The 12,156-nt window shown below is 72.8% G+C and carries 13 protein-coding genes; 12 read left to right on the forward strand and 1 reads right to left on the reverse strand.

Going from position 1 to position 12,156, the window contains the following annotated elements; genetic code table 11:
- Positions 1–74: 74 nt before the first annotated feature.
- A complete protein-coding gene (locus IEZ31_RS34445) occupies positions 75–545 on the reverse strand; it encodes a hypothetical protein (RefSeq protein WP_190254245.1) in 471 nt (156 codons plus the stop codon).
- 190 nt (positions 546–735) lie between these two features.
- Between IEZ31_RS34445 and rimP the strand changes: the two genes are divergently transcribed.
- The 12 genes from rimP (at position 736) to IEZ31_RS34505 (ending at position 12,148) form a co-directional block, all read left to right on the forward strand.
- Entirely contained in the window at positions 736–1,263 is a 528-nt protein-coding gene (gene rimP / locus IEZ31_RS34450) for a ribosome maturation factor RimP (protein WP_373294736.1), read from the forward strand.
- Positions 1,260–2,294, forward strand: coding sequence for a transcription termination factor NusA (gene nusA / locus IEZ31_RS34455; RefSeq protein ID WP_190254247.1), 1,035 nt, complete (start codon positions 1,260–1,262; stop codon positions 2,292–2,294). The genes rimP and nusA overlap by 4 nt, the downstream gene beginning before the upstream one ends.
- Positions 2,295–2,329: 35 nt before the next feature.
- Complete coding sequence (locus tag IEZ31_RS34460) at positions 2,330–2,620, forward strand: YlxR family protein (protein WP_190254323.1); 291 nt, start codon at positions 2,330–2,332, stop codon at positions 2,618–2,620.
- A 161-nt stretch (positions 2,621–2,781) separates the two neighbouring features.
- Entirely contained in the window at positions 2,782–5,847 is a 3,066-nt protein-coding gene (gene infB, locus IEZ31_RS34465) for a translation initiation factor IF-2 (protein ID WP_190254248.1), read from the forward strand.
- A gap of 102 nt (positions 5,848–5,949) precedes the next feature.
- Entirely contained in the window at positions 5,950–6,354 is a 405-nt protein-coding gene (locus IEZ31_RS34470) for a hypothetical protein (protein ID WP_190254249.1), read from the forward strand.
- Positions 6,355–6,406: 52 nt separating this feature from the next.
- Positions 6,407–6,703: a DUF503 domain-containing protein gene (locus IEZ31_RS34475; protein WP_190254250.1), complete on the forward strand. Its 297-nt coding sequence runs from the start codon at positions 6,407–6,409 to the stop codon at positions 6,701–6,703.
- Between the two features lie 123 nt (positions 6,704–6,826).
- Positions 6,827–7,312: a 30S ribosome-binding factor RbfA gene (rbfA, locus tag IEZ31_RS34480; RefSeq protein ID WP_190254251.1), complete on the forward strand. Its 486-nt coding sequence runs from the start codon at positions 6,827–6,829 to the stop codon at positions 7,310–7,312.
- A 204-nt stretch (positions 7,313–7,516) separates the two neighbouring features.
- Positions 7,517–8,551 (forward strand): DHH family phosphoesterase, encoded by a 1,035-nt coding sequence (locus IEZ31_RS34485; RefSeq protein WP_190254252.1) that lies wholly within the window; start codon positions 7,517–7,519, stop codon positions 8,549–8,551.
- Between the two features lie 40 nt (positions 8,552–8,591).
- On the forward strand, positions 8,592–8,993 hold the full coding sequence (locus IEZ31_RS34490) for a hypothetical protein (RefSeq protein WP_190254253.1): 402 nt from the start codon (positions 8,592–8,594) through the stop codon (positions 8,991–8,993).
- Entirely contained in the window at positions 8,990–9,208 is a 219-nt protein-coding gene (locus tag IEZ31_RS34495; protein WP_190254254.1) for a DUF6186 family protein, read from the forward strand. Before IEZ31_RS34490 ends, IEZ31_RS34495 begins: the two co-directional genes overlap by 4 nt.
- A 737-nt stretch (positions 9,209–9,945) precedes the next feature.
- The gene (locus IEZ31_RS34500) at positions 9,946–11,238 is read left to right on the forward strand and encodes an MATE family efflux transporter (RefSeq protein ID WP_190254324.1); all 1,293 of its coding nucleotides are present in this window, start codon (positions 9,946–9,948) and stop codon (positions 11,236–11,238) included.
- The gene (locus tag IEZ31_RS34505) at positions 11,228–12,148 is read left to right on the forward strand and encodes a DUF3626 domain-containing protein (RefSeq protein ID WP_190254255.1); all 921 of its coding nucleotides are present in this window, start codon (positions 11,228–11,230) and stop codon (positions 12,146–12,148) included. The genes IEZ31_RS34500 and IEZ31_RS34505 overlap by 11 nt, the downstream gene beginning before the upstream one ends.
- Positions 12,149–12,156: the final 8 nt, after the last annotated feature.

Here is a 12,156-nt window from a genome sequence, read left to right on the forward strand (position 1 = left end):
CGCTCCGCTCCGGCCGCATGCCCTCCAAACTGAGCCCATGATGACCGGCCTCCTCCGCTGCGCTCCGGAACCGGTCACGTCAACACCTCCACGTGGCCGGCGCGGCAGGCGGCGATGGAACCGAGTAGGGCGGCCCGGTACGACGGGGCCGCGATGCAGGCGCCCTCGGCGTCCTCGCGCCCCTTGCGCTCCAGGTTGATCAGCTCGGTCAGGGCGGCGCCCTGCTCGGTCGGCAGTGCCGACGCCGACGCGGACGGCTGCGGGAACGGGCCCTCCTCGGGCATGCCGATCTCCCGGGCGAGCGCGACCACGTGCTGGGCGTGATCGTCCTTGAGCGGGCCGAGCCGGTCCTGCAGGGCCGGGAACGCGGCCAGCACCTCGCCATAGCGATCACGCAGCTCCACCGTGCGCTGCAGCAGCGGCAGCAGCACGTCGGGCGCCGGGTGCCACACGGCGGTGCGCTGGGTCGGGATGTCGCACCCCGAGGCCAGCCCGGCCGCGAGCGCGGCGGCGCCGGCGAGCACGGCTCTGCGCGGGATGGACACGCGCAATAGTCAACACCATCCGGACCGCTCCCGGTGTACCAGACTCACCGAGCGGGTCGCCTTTGGAGCGCCGCTGGGACGCTTCGAGCCCCGTCGCGTTACGCTCTGCCTGAGCCGCCCGCGAGTTCTGACGCAGGCGGCGTGAGGCCGTGCGCCCGTGCATCGGGTGTTACCAGGGAGGGTGTCGACCGTGGTTCAGCATCGTCAGCGCCTGCTTGCGGTGGTCGAGCCCGTCGTCGCCGCGGCGGGCTACGACCTGGAGGACCTGTCGGTCAGCCGGGTCGGCCGCCGCCATCTCGTCCGGATCGCGGTCGACAGCGACCACGGCGTCGACCTCGACCGGGTCGCCGACCTGTCGCGGTCGATCTCCACCGCGCTCGACAAGGCCGAGGCGGAGGGCGACGAGCTCGTCGCGGGGGAGTACGAGCTGGAGGTCGGTTCGCCGGGTGTCGACCGGCCGCTGACCGAGCCCCGGCACTGGCGGCGCAACCGCACCCGCCTGGTGAAGGTGAAGGTGGACGGGCGCCAGGTGATCGGCCGCGTGCTGGCCGCCGACGACGCCGGCGTGACGCTGGACGTCGACGGCGCGAAGCAGGCGGTGGCCTATGGCTCGCTGGGGCCGGGCCGGGTGCAGGTCGAGCTCAAGCGCCTGGAGGAGCTGCCCGACCTGCCGGACCTTGATGAGGACGACGACGAGGAAGAGGAGGACGGGGAGTGAACATCGACCTTGCGGCCCTTCGCGCGCTGGAGCGCGAGCGGGAGATCCCGTTCGAGACCATCCTCGCGGCGATCGAGACGGCCCTGCTGACCGCCTACCGGCACACCGAGGGCGCCAACTCGCACGCCCGGGTCGAGATCGACCGGCGGACCGGCGCGGCCTCCGTGCTGGCCCAGGACCTCGACGAGGACGGCACGATCGTCCGTGAGTACGACGACACACCGCACGACTTCGGCCGCATCGCCGCGATGACCGCCAAGCAGGTCATCCTGCAGCGGCTGCGCGAGGCGACCGACGAGGCGCACTTCGGCGAGTACGTGGGGCGCGACGGCGACCTGGTCACCGGCGTGATCCAGGCACACGAGGCCCGGACCGAGAAGGGCATCGTCACCATCGACCTCGGCAAGATCGAGGGTATGCTCCCGGCCGCCGAGCAGGTGCCGGGCGAGCGCTACGAGCACGGGCAGCGGATCAAGGCGATCGTCGTCCACGTCGCCAAGGGGTTCCGCGGCCCGCAGGTGACCCTGTCCCGCTCCCACCCGAACCTGGTGAAGCGGCTGTTCGCGCTGGAGGTGCCGGAGATCGCCGACGGCACCGTGGAGATCGCGGCCATCGCCCGGGAGGCCGGCCATCGGACGAAGATCGCGGTCCGCTCGACGGTGTCCGGGGTGAATGCGAAGGGGGCCTGCATCGGCCCGATGGGCCAGCGGGTCCGGGCCGTCATGAGCGAGTTGCACGGCGAAAAGATCGACATCATCGACTGGTCGGATGATCCGGCGCAGTTCGTCGGAAATGCCCTTTCTCCCGCAAAAGCGCTCAACGTCGAGGTGGTCGACGCGGCCAACCGGGCAGCCCGGGTGACCGTCCCCGACTTCCAACTTTCCCTGGCCATCGGCCGTGAGGGCCAGAACGCACGGCTCGCCGCGCGCCTCACCGGCTGGCGTATCGACATCCGCCCAGACAATGCGGCGGACGGCAACGTCGATCACGTCACCGGACCGGGCGCGGCGCGAGCCGAAAGCGCAGGGTAGACTTCTTGACGGTACGTCGCACGCCCCCGGCTGGCTTGCCCGCGGACCCGGCTGCGCCGGTTCGCACCTGCATTGGTTGCCGGAAGCGTGCGTCTTCCTCCGAGTTGTTGCGGTTTGTCGCGATCGAGTCCAGCCCTGACCAGTTCACGGCTGTCCCCGATCCGGCCCGCAAACGGCCGGGTCGGGGAGCGCACCTGCATCCTGATCCGGCTTGCCTCGTGCTGGCGGAACGCAAGCGCGCCTTCGGGCGGGCCCTGCGTCTCACCGGGGTCTTCGATTCCGGTCCGCTGGCCGAAGTGATTGCGGCTGTCGGCACTTCGCAGTGATTTCGGAACCGCCGGTGGTGAGTGCGCGACGCACTCGCCCGGACACGCAAGGTAGGACGACGGACATGAGCACACGATGAAGTCCCTGAGATGACCAGGCTTCAAGTGCACGAGTGAGGTCGGAGCGGAACTTGCCGCCCGGCCTCGAGGTGAGGAGTGTAGTGGCAGGCAAGGCCCGCGTACACGAGCTGGCGAAAGAGCTCGGGGTCGAAAGCAAGACCGTGCTCGCGAAGCTGCAGGAGCTTGGCGAGTACGTGAAGTCCGCATCCAGCACGGTTGAAGCGCCTGTGGCGCGCCGGCTGCGTGCGAGCTTCGAATCCGGAGGGTCCGCCCCGGCGCCCTCGGCGCCTCCTGCGCCGGCACCATCGGCTCCGGCCGCGCCCGTTCCGACGGCACCGCGCCCGACGCCGACCGGCCCGGCAGCCAAGCCCTTTGCGCCTCCGAAGCGGCCCCAGCCGCCGACGAGCGGTGGCCCGGGTGGCGGGCAGGGTGGTGGACGTGGCCCCGTGCCCGGTCCGCCGCGCCCGACGCCGCCGGCGGTCAAGCCGACGAGCGCACACGACATCGAAGTGGCGGCCGCCGAGCAGCGCGCCGCCGCGCTGAAGGCTGAGCAGGAAGCGACCATGAAGGCCGCTCAGCAGGCCCGTCAGCGCGAGAACACCCGGCGCGAGGCACCCCCGTCAGGTGGCCCCGCACCCACGCCCGGCCCGCGTCCCGGCCCCGCCCCGGCCCCGCCGGGTGGCGGTGGTGGACCGACGCCCGGTCCGCGTCCCGGTCAGGGTCCGCGGCCCGGTGGCGGCCCGCGCCCGCCGGCGCGTTCCCCGGGCAACAACCCCTTCGGCGTGTCCGGTGGCGCGGCCCCGCGTCCCCCGGCGGCCGGCGGTGGCAACATCCCGCGGCCGAACCCGTCCTCGATGCCGCCGCGGCCCAACCCCGCCTCGATGGGCGGCCCCCGGCCGAACCCGTCGCAGATGCCGAGCCAGCGCCCGGGTCGCCCGGGTGGTGGCCCCGGTGGTGACCGTCCCGGTCGCCCGGGCGGCGGTGGCGGTGGCTTCCGCGGCGGTCCCGGTGGTGGCGGTGCCGGTCGTCCCGGCGGTCCCGGTGGCGGCGGTGGCGGTGGCGGCTTCCGCGGCGGCCCCGGTGGCGGTGGCGGTGGCGGTGGCTTCCGCGGCGGTCCCGGTGGCGGCGGTGGCGGTGGCGGCTTCCGCGGCGGTCCCGGTGGTGGCGGTGGCGGCGCGCCCGGCGCGGGTGCCGGCACTGCCGGTCGCCCCGGCGGCGGTGCCGGCGGTCGCGGCCGTGGCGGCGGTGCCGCGGGTGCCTTCGGGCGTCCGGGCGGTCGCCCGACCCGTGGCCGGAAGTCGAAGAAGCAGCGCAGACAAGAGTTCGACAATCTGTCCGCGCCCACCATGGGCTCGGGCGCCCCGCGGGGCCAGGGTCAGACGATCCGCCTCCCGCAGGGCGCGTCGCTGTCGGACTTTGCGGACCGGATCAATGCCAACCCGGGCTCGCTCGTCCAGGAGATGTTCAACCTGGGCGAGATGGTGACGGCCACCCAGTCGTGCACCAACGAGACGCTGCTGCTGCTCGGCGAGCACCTCGGCTTCGACGTGCAGATCGTCAGCCCCGAGGACGAGGACCGCGAGCTGCTGGCCCGCTTCGACATCGACCTCGACGCCGACGTCGACGAGGAGCGCCTCGTCACCCGGCCGCCGGTCGTGACCGTCATGGGTCACGTCGACCACGGCAAGACGAAGCTGCTGGACGCGATCCGGCAGACCAACGTCGCCGCGGGCGAGGCCGGTGGCATCACCCAGCACATCGGTGCCTACCAGGTGCACGTCGACCACGACGGCGAAGACCGCGCGATCACCTTCATCGACACCCCGGGTCACGAGGCGTTCACCGCCATGCGTGCCCGTGGTGCCCAGGCCACGGACATCGTGGTTCTGGTGGTGGCGGCCGACGACGGTGTGATGCCCCAGACGATCGAGGCGCTGAACCACGCCCAGGCGGCCGAGGTGCCGATCGTGGTCGCGGTCAACAAGATCGACAAGCCGGAGGCGAACCCGGGCAAGGTCCGCCAGGAGCTGACGCAGTATGGGCTGGTGGCCGAGGAGTACGGCGGCGAGACCATGTTCGTCGACATCTCCGCGAAGAGCCGCATCAACATCGAGGGTCTTCTCGAAGCGGTGCTGCTCACGGCCGACGCCGCGCTCGACCTGCGGGCTCCGGTCGACGGCCCGGCCCAGGGCATCGCGATCGAGTCGCACCTCGACCGCGGCCGTGGTCCGGTCGCGACCGTGCTGGTCGAGAAGGGCACGCTCAACGTCGGTGACTCGATCGTCGCCGGTAGGGCGTACGGTCGCGTCCGCGCGATGCTCGACGAGAACGGCAAGCCCGTCCCGCACGCCGGCCCGGCCCGTCCGGTGCTGGTGCTCGGTCTGACCTCGGTGCCCGGCGCCGGCGACACGTTCCTCGCCGCCGACGACGACCGCACCGCGCGGCAGATCGCCGAGCAGCGGCAGGCCCGCCGCCGCGCGGCCGAGATGGCCTCGCGCACCGGCCGGGTCACGCTCGAGACGCTGTTCGAGCAGCTCAAGGAGGGCGAGAAGACCACGCTCAACCTGATCCTCAAGGGTGACGGTTCGGGTTCGGTCGAGGCGCTCGAGGACGCCCTGGTCAAGATCGTGGTCTCGGACGAGGTCCAGCTGCGCATCATCCACCGGGGTGTCGGTGCGGTCACCCAGGACGACGTCAACCTGGCGAGCGCGTCGGACGCGATCATCATCGGGTTCAACGTGCGGGCCGAGGGTCGCACCCGGGAGCTGGCCGACCGCGAGGGCGTGGAGATCCGGTACTACACGGTCATCTACCAGGCCATCGAGGAGATCGAGACCGCGCTCAAGGGCATGCTCAAGCCGATCTACGAGGAGGTCGAGCTCGGCACGGCGGAGATCCGCGAGGTCTTCCGGTCGTCCCGGTTCGGCAACATCGCCGGCTGCATCGTCCGGACGGGTCTCATCCGGCGCAACAGCAAGGCGCGTCTCATCCGCGACGGCGCGGTGGTGTCCGACAGCCTGTCGATCGCCGGCCTGCGGCGGTTCAAGGACGACGCCACGGAGGTCCGCGAAGGGTTCGAGTGTGGTATCACGCTCGGCAACTACAACGACATCCAGGTGGGTGACGTCATCGAGACCTGGGAGCTGCGCGAGAAGCCGCGCGGCTGACCCAGCCGATCACCGGAGGGGCCGCGGGTGCATCCCGCGGCCCCTTTTGGCACGTCAAAGGCATCGACTGCGGCCGAACCGGGGCGTAGCGTCGACTGCGTCATGAGCCTCTCCTGGTGGTCGATCGAGGTCCGCGACGGGGAGCGCCCGGCGCGGCAGTGGCGCGACGCCTACGCGGCCGCGCTCGTCGAGTCCGCCGTCACCCACGGCGCCCGCGACTGGGCCTGGCGCTTCGAGTCGTTCGGCGTGGTCCTGGAGCTCGGCTTCGCCGAGGAGGACGACTGGCACCGCTTCCGCGCCCTGCCGGCCGTCGTGGCGGCGCTGGACGCGGTGGAGCCGGCGACGCTGTACGTCTACCCGGGCCGCGGCGGCAGCGCCGGCGCCGGCCTGCCCCGGCGCCGCGGCCCCTTCCCGGCCGCCGGCGCGGCGCCCCTGCCGATGGAGCCGGAGCCGCCGCTGGTGGCGCGCCCGCCGCTCGACGCCCGCCCGCCGATCCTCGTCCCCTGAGCGCGAAATATCGGGCGGCATTCCGCGCATCCGGCCGTTAAGATCATGCGCCGTGTACACCGGAACTGCCGTGTTCGACGTGCTGCTGCCCAGTGACTCCCGCTCGCTGAAGGCCAAGCGGTCGTATGTGCGGCCGATCGTGGCGGCGCTGCGCAAGTTCGAGGTCTCGGCCGCCGAGGTCGGGGCCCTTGACCTGCACGGACGAGCCGAGATCGGGGTCGCGGTGGTGGCCGCGGAGGCGGCGCACGTGCGCGAGGTGCTCGACAGCTGCGAGCGGGCGGTCGCCGGCCGGCCCGAGCTGGAGTTGCTCTCTGTTCGCCGTCGGCTGCACGGCGACGACGACGAGTAATCCTGGGCTTCGAAAGCGGCCTCGAGGGCGAGGCGCGGGTACTGTCAGAGCGTTGGTCAGATCTTCAGATCCGCGGTGGTCTAGGACCGGCCAGCGGATCGTTTGGCTGCGGAGGTGTTCGAGATGACGGATCCGGCAAAGGTGCGGCGGCACGCGGAGCGCGTGCGGGAACTGGTCGCATCGGTGGTGCGGACGCAGATCAAGGACCCGCGGCTGGGCATGATCACGATCACGGACGCGCGGATCACGGCCGACCTGCGGGAAGCCACCGTGTTCTACACGGTCCTCGGCGACGCGGCCGCCCAGGCGGGCACCGCGGCCGCGCTGGAGAGCGCCAAGGGTCTGCTCCGCTCGACCGTGGGCAAGGCACTCGGCCTGCGCCACTCGCCGAGCCTGACGTTCGTGCACGACGACGTGTCGGACCACGTGAAGCACATCGACGAGCTGCTGGCCAGCGCCCGGAATGCGGACGCCGAGGTCCAGCGACTCGCGGCGGATGCGCACTACGCGGGTGATCCCCAGCCGTACAAGCTGGACGACGACCACGAGGACGACCTGGGAGCCGACGGCGCCGACGACGAGGTGGTCGTCGGCCAGGACCGGCGGTGACCGGTTCCGGAGCGCAGCGGAGGACGCGTGACCGGGCCCGCGCCCGGTAACCCGCTGGGCGCGGGCGCCGAGCTCACCGCGGAGACCTCACCTGCCGCGGGGGACCAGCTCGCGGGAGGCGAGCTGATCGCACAACCCGAGCCCACGACACGGACCCCGCCCGGCACGCCGGGCGGGGCGCCGGCGTCGGACGGGAGGCGACGGGTGGAACGAGAAGAGGGGCCGCGGCCGTCCGCGGCGGAGTGGGATGCGGCCGTCAGCGCGCTGCGGGGGCTGCCCGCCGGGGCGCGGGTGCTGCTCGCCTGCCACGTGAACCCCGACGGTGACGCGCTCGGCAGCATGCTCGCCGTGGGGCTCGGGCTGCGCCAGGTCGCCCCGGAGCTTGCCGTCACCGCGACCTTTCCCGGGCCCATGGAGGTGCCGCCGCCGTTCGACCGCCTGCCGGGCGTCGAGCTGCTCGTCGACGCCGCCGTGGCGGACCCCGCGCCCGACGCCGTGCTCGTGTTCGACGTGGCCAGCATCGAGCGGCTGGGCGGGCTGGCCGAGCGGCTGCGCGCGGCGCCGGTCGGGATCGTGCTCGACCATCATGCCTCCAACCCCCTGTTCGGGCAGCTGAACCTCGTCGATCCCACCGCCGCCGCCACCTCGGTGCTGTCCGAGGGGTTGCTGCGGCGGCTCGGGGTACAGCTGGATCCCGACATCGCCGAGTGCCTCTATGTGGCGTTGGCCACCGACACGGGCTCGTTCAAGTTCGCGTCCACCACGCCCGCCGTGCACGAGCTGGCCGCGCGGCTCATCGCCACCGGCATTCCCGTGGGGGACATCTCGCGGCGGCTGTTCGACACGCGGCCGATCGGCGCCCTGCGGCTGTTCGGCCACGCGCTGGCCCGGGCCGTGCTGGAGCCCGAGGCGGCGGGCGGGCTCGGGATGGTCTGGACGTATGTCACGCTCGACGAGCTCGCCGCGCACGGCCAGCCGCCGGCCGCGGTCGAGGCGCTCATCGACTCGGTGCGCTGCGCCGCCGAGGCCGACGTCGCCTGCGTGGTGAAGCCGGTCCGGCCGGGGGAGTGGTCGGTCTCACTGCGCAGCAAGGGCGGGGTGGACGTCAGCGCGGTCGCCGTCGCGCTCGGTGGGGGCGGGCATCGGTTCGCGGCCGGCTTCAGCGCCGGCGGCACCGTTGAGGAAATTCTCGCGTCGATTCGCATCAGGGTGAATTCCGGGCCAATTCCGGGTCCCTGATGGCTGGCCGGGTGATGGTCGGTCCAGGGACAATCGGTGAATGGAACGACCCGAGCTGGTTGCGGAGGTCGACCGGGCCTGGACCCGGCCGGTGGTGCTCACGCCCGTCTTCGCCCTGATCTCCCTCGTGGGCGGGGCCCTGCCCTCCTTCTCGATGCGCGCCAACCTGCTCGTGCTCGGCGCCGGCGGCGCGCTCGCGTGGCTCGGCCTGTCGACCGCCGTCCAGCGGCGCCCAACCCCGGCCCGGCTGCCCCGCGCGGCGGCCTGGTGGCTGGTGCCGCTGTTGCTGTTCGGCGCGGTCGAGGGCGTCACGTTCCTGATCGGCACGGACGCCTATCCGACGCTGTCCCGGCTGGCCGATCCGGTGCTGGAGCACTATCTCGCCCGAGCCGCCGCGTATTTCGGCTGGCTGTGGGCGTTCTGGGCGATGGTGCGCCGATGACGACGGGGCAGGTGTTCATCGCCGCGTTGTTCGCGGTCGCGCTTGGGCTCTTCGGCGTGGTCGAGATCGTCGCCCGCCGGGAGGGCTCCAAGGTGCCGACGCTCGGCGAGGTCTGCGGGGTCGTCATGCGCTACCGCGTGGGCCCGCTGCCGGTCGGCCGGATCGCGATGTTCGGCTTCTGGTGGTGGCTGGGGTGGCACTTCCTGGCGCGCTGACGCGGCGGGCTGAGCGCGCTGACGCGGCGGGCTGACGCGGCGGGCTGACGCGCGGCGCTGACGCGGCGGGCTGACGCGCGGCGCTGACGCGGCGGGCTGACGCGCGGCGCTGACGCGCGGCGCTGAGCGTGCTGACGCGGGCCCGCGAGGGTGATGATCGCCCGCTGAGCTGGGAATTTGACATTCCAAATTCCGGGATAACGTCGCACATGCTGGACCTGAACGATAACTTAGTTGTCATGCGCACAGTACGAATTCTTCGCTGCCCGTCCCGGGGCAACCGCTTCTAGACAGCGGACCCGGTGGCGGGGAAACGGCCCATGACCAGCCGCCGGAAGCGAGGAAACCCCCAGTGCGCACCAATCACGTCGTCAGGCCGACACCACCCTGGTCGGTCTCCTTCGCGTGCGCTCGCGTGGTTGCCGGCGACCCCGGCAGAACCGTCCACACGCATTCCACCAGCACCGCGTCACGAGGAGACACCGATCATGCCTGACCAGCCGAAGCCGCAGCCCAAGCCGCAGGAGCAGACCCCCGACACGCGTGAGCGCGCCCGCGCCGCGCTGCAGATGTCGATGGACCGCCGCGGCTGAGCAGCCGCCGCCGACACAACCTCCGGGAAACCGTGACGCCAATGACGTCAAGGTTTCCCGGAGGTTGTGCCGTGTAAGTGGCCTTCCGGAGCCACTCTCCTTACGCTGGCAGCCGTGAGCGTGACCGCGACGAATCCCGCGACCATGCGCCGGGTGGCCGCCCTGGCCCTGCCGGCCCTGGTCGTGCTGGCCGCCGAGCCGCTGTACGTCCTGGTCGACACCGCCGTCGTCGGCCACCTCGGCCGCACCCAGCTCGCCGGCCTCGCCATCGGCGGCTCGGTGATGTCCTTCGCCGTCTGGCTCGGCACGGTGCTCGCGTACGGCACGACCGGGCGGGCCGCCCGCCGGTTCGGCGCCGGCCAGCGCGCCGCCGCCGTCGAGGAGGGCGTGCAGGCCTCCTGGCTCGCCCTGGCCGGCGGCCTGGTGATCCTGCTGGTGCTGGAGGCGGTCGCCGGTCCGCTCACGCGGGCGCTCGCCGGCGGCGCCGGCCCGGTCGCCACCAACGCCGAGCACTGGCTGCGCGTCGCGGCGCTCGGCGCCCCCGGCCTGATGCTCGGCACGGCCGGCAACGGCTGGATGCGCGGCGTCCAGGACACCCGCCGCCCGCTGTACTACGTGCTCGGCGCGAACGCCCTCTCCGCCGTCCTCTGCCCGGTGCTGGTCTACCCGGCCGGCCTCGGCCTGGTCGGCTCCGCCGTCGCGAACGTCGCCGCCCAGACCGTCGTCGGCGCGCTGTTCGTGCGCGCGCTGGTCACCGAGCGGGTGCCCCTGCGGCCGCAGCTCGCCGTCATCGGGCGGCAGGTCGCGCTCGGCCGCGACCTGCTGCTGCGCGGCGCCGCGTTCCAGGCCTGCTTCCTGTCGGCGTCGGCCGTCGCCGCCCGGTTCGGCGACGCCGCCCTGGCCGCCCACCAGATCGCCATCCAACTGTTCTTCTTCACCGCGCTCGCCCTCGACGCGGTGGCCATCGCCGCCCAGTCGCTCGTCGGCGCCGCGCTCGGCGGCGAGCGGGTGGACGAGGCCAAGCACCTGGCCCGCCGGATCAGCGTCGCCGGCCTGCTCTCCGGCCTCGGGTTCGCGGTGCTGGTGGCGGCCGCCCTGGCGGCGGTGCGTCCCTGGTTCGGGGCCGACGTCGAGGTGTACGGGCAGGCGCGGCCGGCCTGGTGGTTCTTCGTCGCCATGATGCCGGCGGCGGGCGTCGTGTTCGCGCTCGACGGCGTGTTCCTCGGCGCCGGCGACGTGCGGTACCTGCGCAACCTGACCCTGGTGTCCGCGCTCGGGGGCTTCCTGCCCGGCATCTGGCTGGCATACTTCTTCGAGCTCGGCCTGCGCGGGGTGTGGGCCGCGTTGACCCTGTTCATCGTGCTGCGCCTGGCCGGCCTGCTGTGGCGGCTGGCGGGCGACGCCTGGGCCGTCGCAGGGGCCGACCGTGCTCACTGACGCGCAGCTGGCCGCGCTGGCCTTCGTCCGCGCCCGCGGCGGCGGGCGCTACGACACCGATGCCGCGATCACGATCAACTTCCATCCCGACCGTACCGCCGGCGACCGGACCGTCATCGAGGGCCTCCTCGCCGACGGGCGCTTCCGCAGCCAGTTCGAGACGGGGATCTCCAACGGCGGCCTGACCGCGTACCCGGGCGGCGACCGCGACCGCTGGGAGGAGCGGATGTTCGGCGGTGCCTACCAGCGGCCGGGCGTGATGGCGATCGATCGGCCGAAGTACGGTGCGCTGAATGTCTTCCACCACCCCGACGGCGCCGCGCCGCGCTTCGGCTCGGCGTACCTGCGGTTGCGCCCCGCGGTGCTGGAGCGCGCCACCTACACCTTCGGCGACAGCTACCGCGATCCGGCCGAGTTCGGGACGATCGACGCTTTTTCGGCGGTACTGCATGGGCTGGAACGACACTGGGGTGCCTCGGCGCTGACCGGTCCGCGGTCGCCACTACCCGGCCGGGCGCTCGACGACTACGTCGAGGCCCAGGTCCACGGCCCGGTCGACCTGGCGACGGACGTGTCGGCGCTGGTGCTCGACACCGCGTTCCGGGACACGGCGTGCGCGTCGGTGGCCGTTGCCGTCACGGCCCGATACGGCGTGCCGGTCGAGTGGCGGGACGGCTTCCGGATCGCGCCCGCCGACGTCCCGGAGGAGTTCCGCGGCCCCGAGGTCCCGCCGCTGGCCGTGCACCTGTGCTCGTTCTACGAGCGGGACCTGGTCGACGCGGAGTTGATCGGCCGCGCCGCGCGGGCGGTGGTCGCGACGCCGGGCGAGTGGGCCCGCTGGGGCACGCCGGCCGAGACGCTGACGCTCCTCAAGTACCTCTGGCACGTCCTGGTCCAGCACGGTCACTAGGCTCTGTC

Source organism: Dactylosporangium sucinum (assembly GCF_014647515.1).
Taxonomy (GTDB): Bacteria; Actinomycetota; Actinomycetes; order Mycobacteriales; family Micromonosporaceae; genus Dactylosporangium; species Dactylosporangium sucinum.